The 16,429-nt window shown below is 71.1% G+C and carries 11 protein-coding genes; 4 read left to right on the top strand and 7 right to left on the bottom strand.

Annotated features, from left to right (window positions below; all coding sequences use genetic code 11):
- Positions 1-79 precede the first annotated feature (79 nt).
- The 4 genes from B4K29_RS04600 to B4K29_RS04585 all read left to right on the top strand — a co-directional run bounded on the left by B4K29_RS04600 (position 80) and on the right by B4K29_RS04585 (position 3,619).
- Positions 80-1,894, top strand: a complete 1,815-nt coding sequence (locus B4K29_RS04600) for an acyl-CoA mutase large subunit family protein (protein WP_029212244.1) — start codon at positions 80-82, stop codon at positions 1,892-1,894.
- A 70-nt stretch (positions 1,895-1,964) separates the two neighbouring features.
- Positions 1,965-2,885 (top strand): tetratricopeptide repeat protein, encoded by a 921-nt coding sequence (locus B4K29_RS04595; protein ID WP_286966497.1) that lies wholly within the window; start codon positions 1,965-1,967, stop codon positions 2,883-2,885.
- A gap of 102 nt (positions 2,886-2,987) precedes the next feature.
- Positions 2,988-3,401 carry a hypothetical protein gene (locus B4K29_RS04590; RefSeq protein WP_286961627.1) on the top strand — a complete coding sequence of 138 codons (414 nt, stop codon included), beginning with the start codon at positions 2,988-2,990 and terminating at the stop codon, positions 3,399-3,401.
- Positions 3,401-3,619: a winged helix-turn-helix domain-containing protein gene (locus B4K29_RS04585; protein WP_019285621.1), complete on the top strand. Its 219-nt coding sequence runs from the start codon at positions 3,401-3,403 to the stop codon at positions 3,617-3,619. Before B4K29_RS04590 ends, B4K29_RS04585 begins: the two co-directional genes overlap by 1 nt.
- Here the strand turns inward: B4K29_RS04585 and B4K29_RS04580 are convergent.
- From B4K29_RS04580 to B4K29_RS04550, 7 genes are all read right to left on the bottom strand, one after another.
- On the bottom strand, positions 3,616-4,053 hold the full coding sequence (locus tag B4K29_RS04580) for a GNAT family N-acetyltransferase (protein ID WP_019285620.1): 438 nt from the start codon (positions 4,051-4,053) through the stop codon (positions 3,616-3,618). The genes B4K29_RS04585 and B4K29_RS04580 overlap by 4 nt on opposite strands.
- A complete protein-coding gene (locus tag B4K29_RS04575) occupies positions 4,050-4,850 on the bottom strand; it encodes an inositol monophosphatase family protein (RefSeq protein WP_286958981.1) in 801 nt (266 codons plus the stop codon). The genes B4K29_RS04580 and B4K29_RS04575 overlap by 4 nt, the downstream gene beginning before the upstream one ends.
- Positions 4,851-5,002: 152 nt before the next feature.
- Positions 5,003-6,667: a phosphoglucomutase (alpha-D-glucose-1,6-bisphosphate-dependent) gene (pgm, locus tag B4K29_RS04570; RefSeq protein ID WP_286958980.1), complete on the bottom strand. Its 1,665-nt coding sequence runs from the start codon at positions 6,665-6,667 to the stop codon at positions 5,003-5,005.
- A 142-nt stretch (positions 6,668-6,809) separates the two neighbouring features.
- Entirely contained in the window at positions 6,810-8,090 is a 1,281-nt protein-coding gene (locus B4K29_RS04565; RefSeq protein ID WP_286958979.1) for a lipase family protein, read from the bottom strand.
- Between the two features lie 193 nt (positions 8,091-8,283).
- Positions 8,284-12,522, bottom strand: coding sequence for a 1,4-alpha-glucan branching protein GlgB (gene glgB / locus B4K29_RS04560; protein ID WP_286966496.1), 4,239 nt, complete (start codon positions 12,520-12,522; stop codon positions 8,284-8,286).
- Position 12,523: 1 nt separating this feature from the next.
- Positions 12,524-14,242, bottom strand: coding sequence for a maltose alpha-D-glucosyltransferase (gene treS, locus B4K29_RS04555; protein WP_286958976.1), 1,719 nt, complete (start codon positions 14,240-14,242; stop codon positions 12,524-12,526).
- Between the two features lie 3 nt (positions 14,243-14,245).
- A complete protein-coding gene (locus B4K29_RS04550; RefSeq protein ID WP_286958975.1) occupies positions 14,246-16,267 on the bottom strand; it encodes an alpha-1,4-glucan--maltose-1-phosphate maltosyltransferase in 2,022 nt (673 codons plus the stop codon).
- Between the last annotated feature and the right edge of the window lie 162 nt (positions 16,268-16,429).

The raw sequence follows: 16,429 nt of genomic DNA, 5'->3' as shown, positions 1-16,429 counted from the left end.
GAGGGGCCCGAGGCGCCTGACGCGATCGGCGACGCCAGCCTGGTGACATTTACTAGGACGTCCTAGTAAATTGTGGTCCATGACCATCCAGGAGACCCAGCGCAGCGCCTCCGCCGCACCCGCCGCCGACTCGCCCGAGCGTCGCCGCGACGGGCGTCGCCGGTGGCAGGAGCGGTACGACGAGGCCGTGGCCAAGGGCCGCATCCGCACCGCCGACTTCACCACCCTGTCCGGCGTCGAGGTCGACCCGGTCTACGGCCCCACCGACGAGCAGGCCGCCGCCGACGAGCGCATGGACCGCATCGGCTGGCCCGGCGAGTTCCCCTACACCCGAGGGCTGCACGCGACGGGCTACCGCGGGCGCAGCTGGACGATCCGCCAGTTCGCCGGGTTCGGCAACGCGGTGCAGACCAACGAGCGCTACAAGATGATCCTGGCGCGCGGCGGCGGTGGCCTCTCGGTCGCCTTCGACATGCCGACCCTCATGGGTCGCGACTCCGACGACCCGATGAGCCTCGGCGAGGTCGGCCACTGCGGCGTCGCCATCGACTCGGCGTCCGACATGGACGTCCTGTTCAGCGACATCCCCATGGGTGACACGACCACCTCGATGACGGTCTCCGGGCCCGCCGTGCCGGTCTTCTGCATGTACCTCGTGGCCGCCGAGCGCCAGGGCGTCGACATCTCGACCCTCAACGGAACGCTGCAGACGGACATCTTCAAGGAGTACATCGCCCAGAAGGAGTGGCTCTTCGCCCCCGAGCCGCACCTGCGCCTCATCGGTGACCTGATGGCCTACTGCGACGAGAACATCAAGGCCTACAAGCCGCTCTCGGTCTCCGGCTACCACATCCGCGAGGCCGGCTCCACGGCAGCGCAGGAGCTCGCGTTCACCCTCGCCGACGGCTTCGGCTACGTCGAACTGGGCCTGTCGCGAGGCCTGGACATCAACTCGTTCGCGCCGGGCCTGTCCTTCTTCTTCGACTCCCACGTCGACTTCTTCGAGGAGATCGCCAAGTTCCGCGCGGCCCGCCGCATCTGGGCGCGCTGGATGCGCGACGTCTACGGCGCCACCTCCGACAAGGCGATGCAGCTGCGCTTCCACACGCAGACGGCCGGGGTGTCCCTCACCGCCCAGCAGCCCTACAACAACGTCGTGCGTACCGCCGTCGAGGCGCTCGCCGCGGTCCTGGGCGGCACCAACTCGCTGCACACCAACGCGCTCGACGAGACCCTCGCCCTCCCGACCGAGCAGTCCGCGGAGATCGCGCTGCGCACCCAGCAGGTGCTCATGGAGGAGACCGGCATCACCAATGTCGCCGACCCGCTGGGCGGTTCGTGGTACGTCGAGGCCCTGACCGACACGATCGAGGCCGAGGCGGAGGCGATCTTCACCCGCATCCTGTCGATGGGCAAGGTTCCGGTCGAGTCCTCCGACAAGGCCAGGCTGGCCGAGGTCGTCCGCGACAACGTCGGCGTCGCCGAGGGCGGTCTGTGGCCGATGACGTCCGGCATCCTGCGCGGCATCGAGGAGGGCTGGTTCATGTCCGAGATCGGGGACGCGGCCTTCACCCACCAGCTGGCGCTCGAGTCGGGCCAGAAGCGCATCGTCGGCGTCAACTGCCTCACCGAGTCGGTCAGCTCCGAGCTCGACATCCTGCGCGTCTCGCACGAGGTGGAGCGCGAGCAGGTGGCCGCGCTCGGCCAGCGTCGCGCGGGGCGCAACGAGGAGATCGCGGCCGACGCCGTCCGGCGGATGGTCGAGGTGTCCCGCACCTCGGACAACATGATCCCGGCGATGCTCGACGCGGTCCGCGCCGAGGCGACGCTGGGCGAGATCTGCGACGCGCTGCGCGACGAGTGGGGCATCTACCGCGAGCCTGCTCGCTTCTGATCCCGCTCGGGTTAGATCGAGCTCGTCGTCCGGTTACCCGGCAGCGGACCGGGTGCGACACAATGCCCGTATGACGTCGCAACCGTTCTCCAACGCCGCCGCTCGTGGTGCGGTCGACCTGTCCGGACTCAGCCAGCACCCCGCCGGCGCCCCCGCCCAGGGTGGGGGCGCCCGCCAGGGCTCCCCGGTCGTGGTGGAGGCCACCGAGGCCACGATCCAGCAGATCATGCAGCAGTCGGTCAGCGTGCCGTCCGTGCTGCTCGTGTGGAGCGCCACCCGGGGCGGCCAGGAGGTCGTCGCCGACTTCGCCGCCGTCGCCGAGGCCAGCGGTGGTCGGTTCGTGCTCGCGACGGTCGATGTCGACAGCAACCCCGGCCTCGCGCAGGCGCTGCAGGTGCAGCAGATCCCCATGGCGGTCGGCCTGCTCCAGGGCCAGCCGGTGCCGCTGTTCGTCGGCAGCCAGCCCAAGGACGTCATCCAGCAGTACGTCGACGAGCTGCTCAAGGTCGCCGTCGCCAACGGCATCACCGGCCGGGTCGACGTGGGGGAGCAGGCCGACCCCGACGCCGAGGTCCCGATGTCGCCGGAGCACGAGGAGGCCTTCACCGCCCTCGAGCGCGGTGACTTCGAGGGCGCCCGGGCGGCATACGACAAGGCCCTGGCCAAGGACCCCCAGGACCGCGACGCCCAGGTGGGCAAGGCCCAGGTCGACCTGCTCGAGCGCACCACCGGTGTCGACCTGCAGGCCGCCCGCCAGGCCGCGGCCGACGACCCGTCCGACGTGGGCGCGCAGCTGCTGGTGGCCGACCTCGACGTCATGGGCGGGCACGTGGAGGATGCCTTCCTGCGGCTCGTCGACCTCGTGCGCACGCTGGCCGGCGACGACCGCGAGACGGTCCGCCTGCACCTGATCACCCTCTTCGACGTCGTGGGCAACGACGACCCGCGCGTCAAGAAGGGCCGCACGTCCCTCATGTCCGCCCTCTTCTGACCTACCTCAGGTAGTCACGTCCGCCGGGGTTGGCACCCCAGGTCGAGGTGACTACCTCAGGTAGATCCGCCCACGACGTCCCCGACACACCCAGGAGCGCCGATGCCCGACCTGCAGCCGGTCTACGACGAGCTCGTCCGTCGACTGTCGGTGCACGAGGACGTGTTCCGCACGACCGACAACGTCACGGAGGCCAACTGCGACGGCGGTCGCAAGGAGGCGCAGGCGCCCGACCCCGGCAGCTACCTGCTGCTCGGCGCGCCCTTCCGCAACTACTCCGACGGGATCTCCTTCGCCGGGGTCCGGCTCGGCAAGCGCTATGTCAGCTATCACCTGATGTGCGCCTACCTGCGGCCCGAGACGGTCGCCGACATGTCGCCGGAGCTGCGCAAGAGGATGCAGGGCAAGTCCTGCTTCACCTTCACCAGGGTGGACCACGCGCTCTTTGACGAGCTCGACGAGATCACCCGCCGGGGTCGGGACCACTTCGCCGCCGAGGGCCTCACCCTCCGCTGATGGGGCAGGACGCGACCGACGAGGAGCGCCGGCGCCTGCGGGCGGTGGCCCACCCGCTGCGCCTGCGGATGCTGTCGCTCCTGACCGGGGCCGAGCTCAGCGCCACCGAGGTGTCGCGCGAGCTCGACATCACCCAGGCCAACGCGAGCTATCACCTGCGGGCGCTCCTGGGGGCGGGGCTGATCGAGGTGGCCTCAGAGGAGCGGGTCCGCGGTTAGCGGGTGGCGTGCCCGCCATCCCACTCCAGCATGGTCTTGCCGCTCGAGTCCCGGGCGCCCAGCGAGCGATAGGTCGCCAGGGCAGCCTCGTTGTCGGTGTCCGTGACCGTCCACAGGGCGCTGCAGCCACGCTCGGTCGCGATCGCCTGCAGCTCGCGGAGCAGGGCGGAGGCGATGCCGCGGCGCTGCTGCGCGGGGTCCACGGCCAGCTCGTAGACGAACATCTCGGTGCCCTTGTCGGGGTGGCCCATCTCGACCCCGCTGACGAACCCGACCGGCCGGTAGCCCTCGATCGCCAGCACGAGGTGGTGCCCGGGCATCTCGAGGAATCGTCGCGCGCCCTCCTCGGTGGGCGGGGTGCCGAACAGGTCGCCGGCGGCCAGCACCAGCAGCGCGTCGCGGTGGCCGAGACGCGTCAGTCGCAGCGAGCTCATCGGGCGGCGGCCTCGCGCTCGTCGCGGGGCAGGCAGGTGATCATCGCCTCGGCCACCTGGTCGACCGCGGTGGGGGAGCCGGCGACGTGCCAGGTGTGTCCCCCGACCGGCACCAGCCGCGTCACGCCGCCGGCGGCCTCCACGAGCGCCTGGCCGGGATACCAGTCCCAGGGGTGGCAGTCCGCTTGGTACCACACGCCCACGCGGCTGTCGGAGGTCCAGGCGAGGTCGACCGACGCCGACCCGAGCATGCGGACCGTCGCGCACAGCCGGGTCGCCTCGGCCCACGGCGCGATCATCTCGGGCCGACCGAACCTCGTCGGGTGCAGGTAGGTCGCCGCGCTGACCAGGTCGAGCGACAGGTCGCGGACGGGGCCGACGGGCACGCCGTTGCACGTCGTGGGGTGGTCGCGGCCCCCCAGCCAGAGCTGGTCGCTCTCGGGGTGGTACACGGCACCGAGGATCGGCCCCTCGTCGTCCACGAGGGCGAGCGCGGAGCACCAGTGCGTCATGCCGTGCAGGAAGTTGTAGGTCCCGTCGACCGGGTCGATGAACCACCTGCGGCCGCTCGTGGCCGGGGCGCTCGTCCCCTCCTCGCCGACGAGGCCGTCGTCGGGGCGCTCGGCCCGCAGCCGCGAACCCACGAGCTCCTCCGCCGCGTGGTCGGCGGCGGTGACGACGTCCGACACCGAGGTCTTGCGGGTCCCCTCAAGGCCCGCGGCGCGCATCTCGAGCGCCAGCGTGCCGGCGGAGCGGACCAGGTCGGCGGCGAGGGCGAGATCGTCGGCAGAGGTCATGGGGGCCAGCCTAGTGGTGCCGCGGGAGGTGCACCCGCCCGCGCTCACGACCTCGCGCGCACCCCGCGGTATGCCGAGAGCCCGGCCGCCTCGTGGGGATCCGCGACGCGGCCGGGCTCCGGCATACGGTCAGGACCGCCGTCGGCCGCCGGTCACTGTCCCAGGGCGGCGGAGACGACCGCCCGCGCCTCCTCCTGGACCTGCGCGAGGTGCTCCGGCCCCTTGAAGGACTCGGCGTAGATCTTGTAGACGTCCTCGGTGCCGGACGGGCGGGCCGCGAACCACGCGGACTCCGTCGTCACCTTGAGGCCGCCGATCGCCGCGCCGTTGCCCGGCGCCTCCGTCAGCTTGGCCGTGATCGGCTCTCCCGCAAGGGACTCCGCGGCGACGTCCGAGGGGGACAGCGCCTTGAGGTTGGCCTTCTGCTCGCGGTTGGCCGGGGCGTCGACGCGGGCGTAGGCCGGGTCGCCGTGGCGGGCCACGAGCTCGGCGTAGTGCTGCGAGGGGGACGTCCCGGTCTTGGCCTGGATCTCGCTCGCGAGGAGCGCCAGGATGATGCCGTCCTTGTCGGTCGACCACACGGACCCGTCGAAGCGCAGGAAGGACGCGCCCGCCGACTCCTCGCCGCCGAACGGCCCGGAGCCGTCGAGCAGCCCGGGCACGAACCACTTGAAGCCCACCGGCACCTCGACGAGCCGCCGCCCGAGGTCGGCCGCGACGCGGTCGATCATCGACGACGAGACCAGCGTCTTGCCGATGAACCCGTCGGCGGGCCAGTCGGGTCGGCCGCCGCCGTAGAGGTACTGGATCGCCACGGCGAGGTAGTGGTTGGGGTTCATCAGGCCGCCGTCCGGCGTGACGACGCCGTGCCGGTCGGAGTCCGCGTCGTTGCCGGTCGCGATGTCATAGTTGTCCTTCTGCGCGATGAGCGAGGCCATCGCGGAGGGGGAGGAGCAGTCCATCCGGATCTTCTCGTCCCAGTCGAGCGTCATGAACCGCCAGGTCGGGTCGACGAGCGGGTTCACCACGGTCAGGTCGAGGCCGTAGTGCTCACCGATGGCGCCCCAGTAGTCGACCGCCGCGCCGCCGAGCGGGTCCGCGCCGATGCGGACGCCCGCCTCCTTGATCGCGGCCAGGTCGATGACGTTGGCGAGGTCCTCGACGTAGATGCGCTTGAACTCGTAGGGCTCGCACGCGGCCCGGGCCTCGGCGAACGGCACGCGCTTGACGCCCTCGAGCCCGGCCTTGATGTAGTGGTTGGCCCGCTTGGCGATCCAGCCCGTCGCGTCGGTGTCGGCGGGCCCGCCGTGCGGCGGGTTGTACTTGAAGCCACCGTCGCTCGGCGGGTTGTGCGAGGGGGTGACGACGATGCCGTCGGCGAGGCCGCTGTCGGCGGGCAGGTCGTCGACGCCCGAGATCTTGCCCTGGTTGGCCCGCAGGATGGCGTGCGAGACCGCCGGGGTCGGGGTGTAGCGGTCCTCCGCGTCCACCATCACGTGCACGTCGTTGGCCACGAGGACCTCCAGCGCCGACGCCCAGGCCGGCTCGGACAGGCCGTGCGTGTCGCGCCCGATGAACAGCGGGCCGTCGAAGCCCTGCTCGGTGCGGTAGTCCACGATCGCCTGCGTCGTCGCCAGGATGTGGTCCTCGTTGAACGCGGTCCGCAGGCTGCTCCCGCGGTGCCCCGACGTCCCGAACGCGACCTGCTGGTCGATGTCGTCGGGGTCCGGCTTGCCGGTGTAGTAGGCGGTCACGAGGTGGGCCACGTCCACCAGGTCACGGGGCTCGGCGGGCTGTCCTGCACGGTTGGCGGTCATGGTTCCTATCCTGGCAGGGATGCCGCACCCGGGCATCCGGGCGCGGTGAGAGCCGTATGCCGCCCGCCGCCGTCACGCGGGGTGACGGCGGCGGACGGCATACGGTCAGGTGCTGGTCAGGTGCTGGTCAGGTGCTGGCCCGTCACAGGACCGCGCAGGTGCTGACCTGCGGCAGGCCCCCGAACCTCGCCTCGAAGAACGGGAGGGCGAGCGCCGAGGTGCTGAGGATCCCACCGACGTGCGCCGGGGCGAGCAGCGGGCGGAAGGACACGTTGGCGCCCTTGGCGCACCAGTCCTTGGCCAGCTGCTTGCCGACGGGGTAGGGGATGACGTCGTCGGACACGGAGTGCGTGATCATCACCGGGGCGTTGGGCTTGCGGTTGCCGATCCGGTTGTCCGCCAGGATGCTTCGCAGCGGCTCCTCGCCGAAGGAGGACGTGAACGGCAGCCCGTCCTTGGTGAGGGTCGCGCTCTTGACGAACGCCAGGTCGAACAGCCCGGTGACGCAGTTCTGCTCGACCTTGGGCAGCAGGGCCACGCCCTTGTCGTTGAGGATCGAGGCCGGGTCGACGTGGTAGGCCGCGAACAGGCCGGCCGTCGCGTAGAGCTCGAACGCGGAGTAGAGCGTCCCGTCGATCTTGGCGGGGACCGCGCTGGACAGGTCGGCGGGGGGCGCACCGGCGACGGTGCCCTTGACCGTGAGCTCAGGGGCGTAGGACGCGGCCAGCTCGGCGGCCGCCGCCACGGCGCCGCCGCCCTGGGAGTAGCCGGTGAGGCCGATCGGGGTGGAGGTATCGGTGCCGGGGAAGCCCGCCCGCTGCGCCGCGCGCGCCATGTCGAGCACCGCGTGACCCTGGGCCTCGCGCACCATGTAGGTGTGCGTGCCAGGGGTCCCGAGCCCCTGGTAGTCGGTCAGGGCGACCGTGTAGCCGCGGAAGAGCAAGTCCTTGAAGAACAGCGTCTCGTACTCCGACATCGCCTTGAGCTGGCGGGAGGGGGCGCAGGAGTCGCCCATGCCCTGGGTGCCGGCGGCGTAGCTGATGATGGGCCGTTTGCCCGGACCGATCCAGGGGGTCTTGGGCGAGACCATCACGCCGGTGACGGCGATCGAGCGGCCCTCGCGGTCCTTGGAGGAGTACATGACGCGGCGGGCGTCGAAGGTGAGGGAGGAGGCGTCCAGGGGGTCGAGGACGTTGTCGGCCTTCTCCGTGCGGATGATGGTGCCGGGCGTGCTGGGGATCTGGGCGGGCGGCTCGTAGAACGCGGGACGAGCGGGCTCGGGGGAGTCGCTCAGGGTGCTGGCGCCGGCGGTGCCGGGGATCGCGTGCTCGTCCGCCGAGGCGATCGCCGGGGCGATGGCGAGGAGGGTGACGGCGAGGACGGCGGTCGCGGCGGTGCGACGGCGGGGCAGGGCAGAGGACAACGGTGTCTCCTGTCGGGAGGGGTGAGGTGCCGTGAGGCTACCCGCCGGTAGGCCTCCTTGCCTCGACCTTGTTACTCACCAGTTCGCATGACCATGCGCGAGTGCGCGGCCGCCCCTGTCGGCCTTGAGCATGCGGGAGGGGCCCCACCGTGCTGGTGGGGCCCCTCCGGTCGTATGCCGTGACCGCGCGTTGTCAGACCTGCGTCTCGTCCGGGGTGGCGCCCAGCTCGGGCCGCGAGGCCGCGTCGGCACCGATCTCGGTCGATGTCGAGGCCGAGGCCGAGGCCGAGGTCGAGGTTGAGGCCAAGGTCGAGGCCGACGTCGAGGTCAGCTCGGGGCGCTCCTGCCGCAGCACCGCCGTGGGCTCGGCCGGGACGGGGGTCTCCGCGCTGAACCACACCGTGGCGAGCGGCGGCACCGTGATCTCGGCGGAGTAGGGGAGCCCGTGCCAGGGGATCTCCTCAGCGACGACCTGGCCGAGGTTGCCGACCCCGGAGCCGGCCCACTCGGTCGCGTCGGTGTTGAGCACCTCGCGCCAGACGCCCGGGTGGGGCAGGCCGATGCGGTACTGGTGGTGCGGACCGCCCGAGAAGTTGGACACGCAGGCCACCGCGGGACGGCCCTCGCCCTCGTCCTTGCCGTAGCGCAGGAACGAGAACACGTTGCCCTGGGCGTCGTTGGCGTCGACCCAGCGGAAGCCCTCGCCGGACGTGTCGAGCTGCCACAGGGCGGGCGACTCGCGGTAGGTGCCGTTCATCGACTTGACCATCTGGTGCACGGCGAGGTGCCACGGCTGGTCCAGGAGCCACCAGTCCAGGCTCCGCGCGTCGGCCCACTCGGCCTCCTGCGCGAACTCCTGACCCATGAACAGCAGCTTCTTGCCGGGGTGGGCCCACATGAAGCCGAGGTAGGCGCGCAGGTTGGCGAGCTGCTGCCAGCGGTCGCCGGGCATCTTGCGGAGCAGGGAGCCCTTCCCGTAGACGACCTCGTCGTGCGAGATCGGCAGCACGAAGTTCTCGCTGAACGCGTAGACCATGCCGAAGGTCATCTCGCCGTGGTGGTACTGCCGGTAGATGGCCTCGTGCTCGACGTAGTCGAGTGTGTCGTGCATCCAGCCCATGTTCCACTTGAAGCCGAAGCCCAGGCCGCCGATCTCGGTGGGTCGGGTGACGCCCGGCCAGGACGTGGACTCCTCGGCGATGACCATCGCGCCCGGGTGGTGCTTGTAGACCGTCGCGTTGGTCTCCTGCAGGAGCTGCACGGCGTCGAGGTTCTCCCGGCCGCCGTACTGGTTGGGCAGCCACTCGCCCTCGTTGCGGGAGTAGTCGAGGTAGAGCATCGACGCCACCGCGTCGACCCGCAGGCCGTCGATGTGGAACTCCTCGAGCCAGTAGAGCGCGTTGGCGACGAGGAAGTTGCGCACCTGCGGACGACCGAAGTCGAACACGTGGGTGCCCCAGTCGGGCTGGTCGCCGCGGCGGGGGTCCGGGTGCTCGTAGAGCGCCTCGCCGTCGAACTTCGCCAGGGCGAAGGCGTCCTTCGGGAAGTGCGCCGGGACCCAGTCGAGGATGACGCCGACACCGGCCTGGTGCAGCGCGTCCACGAGGTGGCGGAACTCGTCGGGCGAGCCGAAGCGCGAGGTCGGGGCGTAGTAGCCGGTGACCTGGTAGCCCCAGGACGGGCCGTAGGGGTGCTCGGCGACGGGGAGGAACTCCACGTGGGTGAAGCCGAGGTCGTTGACGTAGGCGACGAGCTGGTCCGCGAGCTCGGTGTAGGACAGCCCCAGCCGCCACGAGCCCAGGTGGACCTCGTAGATGCTCATGGGCTGCTCGTGGCGCTGCGTGGCGTCGCGCTCGGTGATCCAGGCCTCGTCGGACCAGCGGTAGGTCGACTCGTCGACGACCGACGCGGTGGCCGGCGGGATCTCGGTGCGCCGCGCCATCGGGTCGGCCTTGGCGCGCCACTGGCCGTCCTTGCCGAGGATCTCGTACTTGTAGCGGGTGCCGGGCTCCACGCCGGGGATGAACAGCTCCCACAGGCCCGAGCCACCGAGCGACCGCATCGGGTGGCCCTGGGAGTCCCACGTGTTGAAGTCGCCGGCGACGCGGACGGTGCGGGCGTTGGGCGCCCAGACGGCGAAGCTGGTGCCCCGCGTCGTGCCGAGCGGGCCGTCGTAGGACCGGACGTGCGAGCCCAGGACGTCCCACAGCTGCTCGTGGCGTCCCTCGGAGATGAGGTGGATGTCGACCTCGCCGAGGGTCGGCCAGAAGCGGTAGGGGTCGTCGACCGTGTGCTTGAACCCGTCGCCGTAGTCCACCGCCACGCGGTAGTCGGGCACCTGGTCGGCCTCGATGGTGGCGGTCCAGACACCCTCGTGCTCGTGCTGGAAGGGGACGACCCGGCCGTCGAGGACGAGGTCGACCGTCGCGGCCCGCGGCTTGAAGGTGCGCACGGTGACGACGCCCTCGCCCTGGTGCGGCCCGAGGACCGAGTGCGGGTCGTGGTGGTGACCGTGGACGAGCCGGTTGATCTCGTCCGTGTGCACCGGCACCGGACGGGGGCCGGTCGGCGTCACGGACCGCGCGGGTGCGGCGGCCTGGGTGGACGTGCTGGTCTCCGTGGACGCGCCGGTCTCCGTGGACGGCCTGGCCTCGGTGGACGCGGTGCTGTCGGTGGACATGGCTGCCGCGGCGCGGGAGCGGACCTCCTGGGCGGCGGAGCCCGCGGCGTTGCGCGCCGCCTCGCCGACCTGCGAGGCCACGGCTGCGCCGACGGCGCCCACGACGCCGGAGACCGCACCGAGCAGCCGCGACGACCGGTCGCCGCCGTCGCTCTCCTGCGTCGGCTTCTCGCGGCGCGTGCTGCCGGAGCCGGTTGGTGCGGCGTCGGCCGAGGGAGCGGCCGTCCGGGGGGTGCTGGGGGTGCTGGGGGTGCTGGTCGCGCTGGCGCTGTCGGCCGACTCGTCGGTGCGGGGTGCGTCGTGGTCCTTCATCGTTGTTCCCTTCGCTGCAGCCACCAGGCGCTCGACGGCGCCGGTGGGGATGGGGAGCCACGAGGGACGGTTGCGTGCCTCGTAGACCACTTCGTACAGGGCCTTGTCGAGCTCCATGGCGCGCAGCACCTCGGGCTCGTGGCGGGGGTCGCGCCCGGTGGCGTCGGCGTAGCCGTCGAGGAAGGCCTCGCGGGCGGCGTGCGCCCAGGCGGCGGCGCTCTCGGAGCGGCTCGCGTCCTCCTGCGCGACCGAGCCGGCCGCGTAGTCGAAGGACCGGAGCATGCCAGCCACGTCGCGGACGGCCAGGTCGGGGACGGTGCGCTCGGCGAGCGGGCGCAGGGGCTCGCCCTCGAAGTCCAGCAGCACCCAGCCGCGCCCGGGCACGTCGAGGACCTGCCCGAGGTGGTAGTCGCCGTGGATGCGCTGCAGCAGCGGCCAGTCGGCGTCGCGGGCGGCGGCGAGGATCGCGTCGACCTCGGCCTCCTGCTCGCGCAGCGGCGGGTGGGCCTCGGCGGCCAGGACCCAGCGGCTGCGCATCGACAGCGCCAGGGTGCGGTGGTCCTCGTCGGTGGCCTCGGCGGTCTCCATCGCCTCGGCGAGCGTGCGGTGCACCTCGCCGGTGGCGACGCCGAGGGCGCGGGCGCGCTCGGTGAAGTCCGTGCCGGTGCTGGCGGCCTCGAGCGCGACGCGCCAGGCGTCGCGGACGTCGGGCAGGAACTCCTGGGCGAACGCGAGGTGGCCGCGGACGTCGTGCCCGTTGTCGGTCCAGCGCCCGCGCAGCGAGCCGAGGGGCCTCGGGACCAGCGTCGAGCCGGCCTCGGCCAGGGCGGTCTGCACCGTGACGTCGGGGTTGTCGCCGGCCGACAGCACGCGGAACACCTTGACGATCAACGGTGCCGGGGCACCGTCCGCGTCGTCCGCGGTGACGATGATCGAGGTGTTGGACTGCTCGCCGGACAGCACCTTGGCGCTGCGTATGGCGACGCGCCCGACCCCGTCGACGGGGCTGCCCTGCGCGCCGGTGTCGACCTTGCCGTGGTCCGGGGTGGCCTCGGTGTCTCCCTCGACGATGGTGCGGACGAGCTCGGCGACGTAGGCGGGGTCGTGCGGCGCGTCGTAGACGTAGCGCGGGCCGAGCACCGAGTGCTCCATCGTGCCGACGAGCGCGTGCTCACCGCCCTCGAGGGGCGTCGCGCGATAGGTGAGGGGCACCTGGTAGAGCACGGGAGGCTCGGCCGCGGTGTCGCGGACCAGCAGCGTCTCGATGCCGACCTCGCCCTCGGGGTCCTGGAAGCGGTAGCCACCGACCCGCGCGAGCTGGGGACCGTCCTCGGAGCCCTTGCCGATGAACCACCGCTGCTCGCCGATCCACGCCTGCAGGGCCTCGAGCTTGGTCGGCTCCAGCGTGGCTCCGGCCTCGATCTTGCACGTGCCTGCCATCTCAGTCCTCGTTCCCGGTCTTGCGGACCAGCTTGAGCCAGAAGAAGTCTCGCGAACCCATGGTCACCGTGAAGCGTGCCCGCTCGTCCACGGAGACGAAGCCGCTGCCGCCGAACAGGTCCTGCACCTGGGCTCCGGCATACGCGCTGGGCAGCTGGATCCTGGTGCCCTGGGGGCGCGGCGACAGGTTGTTGACGCACAGGACGGTCTCGGCGGGGGTGTCCTCGTCCGCCTCGGCCTCGGTGACCTCGCGCAGGAAGGCGAGGATCGCGTCGTTGTCGCTCGGCATGACGGTGAAGGTGCCCATGCCCATCACCGGGTGGTGACGGCGCACCTGCAGCATGCCGCGCATCCAGTGCAGCAGCGACGAGCTGGACGCCATCGCCGCCTCGACGTTGACGTTGTTGTGGTGGTAGACGAGCGACTGGATGACCGGCAGGTAGAGCTTGCCGGGGTCGGCGCTGGAGAAGCCCGCGTTGCGGTCCGGCGTCCACTGCATGGGCGTGCGCACCGCGTCGCGGTCGTTGAGCCAGATGTTGTCGCCCATGCCGAGCTCGTCGCCGTAGTACAGGCACGGCGAGCCGGGCAGGGACAGGACCAGCGCGTTGATCAGCTCGATCTCGGCGCGGGAGTTGTCCAGCAGGGGAGCGAGGCGGCGGCGGATGCCGACGTTGGCCTTCATGCGCGGGTCGGGGGCGTACCAGCCGTACATCGCGGCCCGCTCCTCGTTGTCCACCATCTCGAGCGTCAGCTCGTCGTGGTTGCGCAGGAAGGTGCCCCACTGCGTGCCCGTCGGGATCTCGGGGGTCTCCTCGAGCACCTTGATGATGGGCGTGGCCTTGCCCTCGCGCAGCGCGTAGTACAGGCGCGGCATCACGGGGAAGTGGAAGCACATCTGGCACTCCGGCGCCTCCTCGGAGCCGAAGTAGTCCACGACCTCGTGGGGCATCTGGTTGGCCTCGGCCAGCAGGATGCGACCGGGGTACTCCTCGTCCACCATGCGCCGCAGCTGGGCCAGGAACTCGTGCGTCTTGGGGTGGTTCTCGCCGTTGTGCCCGTCCTCCTCGAAGAGGTAGGGGACGGCGTCGAGCCGGAACCCGTCGATGCCCATGTCCATCCAGTAGCGGACGATGTCGAACATCTCCTCCTGGACCTTGGGGTTCTCGAAGTTGAGGTCCGGCTGGTGGGAGAAGAAGCGGTGCCAGAAGAACTGCCGGCGCACGGGGTCGAAGGTCCAGTTGGAGACCTCGGTGTCCACGAAGATGATGCGCGCGTCGGAGTACTTGGTGTCGTCGTCGGACCAGACGTAGTAGTCGCCGTAGGGCCCCTCGGGCTCCGAGCGGCTCGCCTGGAACCACGGGTGCTGGTCGCTGGTGTGGTTCATCACGAAGTCGGTGATGATCCGGATGCCGCGGGCGTGGGCCTGCGACACCAGCTCCTTGAACTCCGGCAGCGTCCCGAACTCCGGCAGCACCGCGCGGTAGTCGGCGATGTCGTAGCCGCCGTCGCGCAGCGGCGACGCGTAGAACGGGGGCAGCCACAGGCAGTCGACACCGAGCCACTGGAGGTAGTCGAGCTTGCCGAGCAGGCCGGTGAAGTCACCGGCGCCCGACCCGTTGCTGTCGGCGAAGGCGCGGACGAGCACCTCGTAGAAGACAGCCTTGCGGAACCAGCGCGGGTCGTGCTTGAGCCCGGGCTGGGCGAGGTTGAGGCCGTGCACCTGTTAGAACCTCCGGACGTGGATGATGTGGGCGGGTTCGGCGTCACGGCCGAGGCGGACGAAGTTGTCCGGTCCCCAGTGCCAGGACTGCTGGGTCATCTCGTCGTGCGCCACGAACCCGTCACCGTATCCCAGACCGAGGGCGGCCATGTCCAGGTGGATCCAGGACTCCCGCGTCGAGTGCGGGTCGAGGTTGGCGACGACGATGACGGTGTCGTCGTGACCGTCGGGTGTGCGTGCGGTCTTGGAGAACACGATGATGTTCTCGTCCTCGCAGTGGTGGAACGTGATGTTGCGCAGCAGCCTCAGCGAGGGGTGCCAGTGACGGATCTGGTTGAGCGTGCGCAGGTAGCCGTCGAGCGACTGACCGGCCTTGGGCCCACCGGGCGCGTAGTCCGCCCAGCCGCGGTCCTTGAGCTGGTACTTCTCGTTGTCGATCTGCTCCTCGGCACCCGGGCGCGCGACGTGCTCCATCAGCTCGTAGCCCGCGTAGATGCCGTAGGTCGGGACGAGGGTGGCCGCGAGCGCAGCCCGGACCTTCCAGGCCGCCGGCCCGCCGTACTGCATGTAGGGCGTGAGGATGTCGTGCGTCGTCGGCCAGAAGGACGGGCGCATGTAGGCCGCGGCGTCGCCGGCGAGCTCGGTGACGTACTCCTCGAGCTCCCACTTCTCGTTGCGCCACGCGTAGTACGTGTAGGACTGCTGGAAGCCGATCTTGCCCAGCGTGTGCATCATCGCGGGCTTGGTGAACGCCTCGGCCAGCCAGATGATCTCGGGGTGGGTCTTGGCCACGTCGGCGATCAGCCACTGCCAGAACTCGACCGGCTTGGTGTGCGGGTTGTCCACGCGGAACAGCGTGACGCCGTGGTCGATCCACACCTGGATGACGTCGCGGACGGCCTGGTAGATCCCCGCCGGGTCGTTGTCGAAGTTCAGCGGATAGATGTCCTGGTACTTCTTGGGCGGGTTCTCGGCATACGCGATGGTCCCGTCGGCCCGCGTCGTGAACCACTCCGGGTGCTCGGTGACCCAGGGGTGGTCGGGCGAGCACTGCAGGGCGATGTCGAGGGCGACCTCGAGCCCCAGCTCGCGCGACCGGGCGACGAACGCGTCGAAGTCCTCGAACGTGCCGAGGCTCGGCTCGATCGCGTCGTGGCCACCCGCCTCGGAGCCGATGGCGTACGGCGAGCCCGGGTCCAGCGGTCCCGCGGTCAGGGTGTTGTTGGGGCCCTTGCGGTTGGTCCTGCCGATGGGGTGGACCGGGGTGAGGTAGACGACGTCGAAGCCCATGTCCCGGATCGCCGGCAGCCGCTCGGCGGCGGTGCGCAGCGTCCCGGTGTGCCAGGTCCCGTCGGCGTCCTGGTAGGCGCCCTCGGAGCGGGGGAAGATCTCGTACCACGCCCCGGCCAGCGCCAGCTGGCGCTCGACCAGCCAGCTCTGCTCGGGGGAGGGGGACACGTAGTCCCGCAGCGGGCGGGCCGTGATCTCACGCGCGACGGCGTCGCCCGCCCCGGCATACAGCCGCTCGGGCACCGGACGGGAGGTGTCGCGCAGGGCGACGACGGCCTCCCGCAGGACCTGCTGCTGCTCGGGGGAGCGCTCGACCTCGGCGAGGGCCCGCTCGAGCACGAGCGCACCCTCCTCGAGCATGAGCTCGACGTCGACGCCGGCCTCGACCTTGATGACGGCGTCGTGGTGCCAGGTGCCGTAGGGGTCGGACCAGCCCTCGACGCGGTAGGACCACAGGCCCTCCCGGTCGGCGGCGATCTGCGCCTCCCACAGGCTCAGGCCGACGTTGGTCGAGCGCATCGGGACGTATGCCGTGCGCCCGTCCGGATCGGTGATGGCGACGGAGGCGTTCACGGCGTCATGGCCCTCGCGGAACACCCGCGCGGTGACGGTGAACGGCTCGTGCACGACGGACTTGGCGGGCAGTCGCCCCTCGTCGACGCGAGGGGTCACGTCGAGCACGGGGATGCGGCCGATGGGGGTCTGGGGGGCGGATGACAGTCGTGGGGCGGTCACTCGCGTCACGGTACCCAAAGAGTGTGTCCGGATCGCACCTGAGAGGTCGTCGTCTCGCCCAGCGGAGCGTTTCCTCGCCGGTTCTCGCAGGTTACGGCGTGGTGCGGCCAAGGCCGGGTCTCCAGGGGGGCCCGTCCACTACAGTTGGCGGCAGTCCCGGAC

Source organism: Arsenicicoccus sp. UBA6765, from assembly GCF_002453335.1.
GTDB classification, from domain to species: Bacteria; Actinomycetota; Actinomycetes; order Actinomycetales; family Dermatophilaceae; genus Arsenicicoccus; species Arsenicicoccus bolidensis.
Note: the sequence above shows the minus strand (reverse complement) of the source record. Positions and strands in the feature narration are given on the sequence as shown.

What these genes read in the sequence shown, in the direction of transcription:
- B4K29_RS04600 (WP_029212244.1), top strand. Translation starts at nt 80, where the DNA reads ATGACCATCCAGGAGACCCAGCGCAGCGCCTCCGCCGCACCCGCCGCC.
- B4K29_RS04595 (WP_286966497.1), top strand. Translation starts at nt 1,965, where the DNA reads ATGACGTCGCAACCGTTCTCCAACGCCGCCGCTCGTGGTGCGGTCGAC.
- B4K29_RS04590 (WP_286961627.1), top strand. Translation starts at nt 2,988, where the DNA reads ATGCCCGACCTGCAGCCGGTCTACGACGAGCTCGTCCGTCGACTGTCG.
- B4K29_RS04585 (WP_019285621.1), top strand. Translation starts at nt 3,401, where the DNA reads ATGGGGCAGGACGCGACCGACGAGGAGCGCCGGCGCCTGCGGGCGGTG.
- B4K29_RS04580 (WP_019285620.1), bottom strand. Translation starts at nt 4,053, where the DNA reads ATGAGCTCGCTGCGACTGACGCGTCTCGGCCACCGCGACGCGCTGCTG.
- B4K29_RS04575 (WP_286958981.1), bottom strand. Translation starts at nt 4,850, where the DNA reads ATGACCTCTGCCGACGATCTCGCCCTCGCCGCCGACCTGGTCCGCTCC.
- pgm (WP_286958980.1), bottom strand. Translation starts at nt 6,667, where the DNA reads ATGACCGCCAACCGTGCAGGACAGCCCGCCGAGCCCCGTGACCTGGTG.
- glgB (WP_286966496.1), bottom strand. Translation starts at nt 12,522, where the DNA reads ATGGCAGGCACGTGCAAGATCGAGGCCGGAGCCACGCTGGAGCCGACC.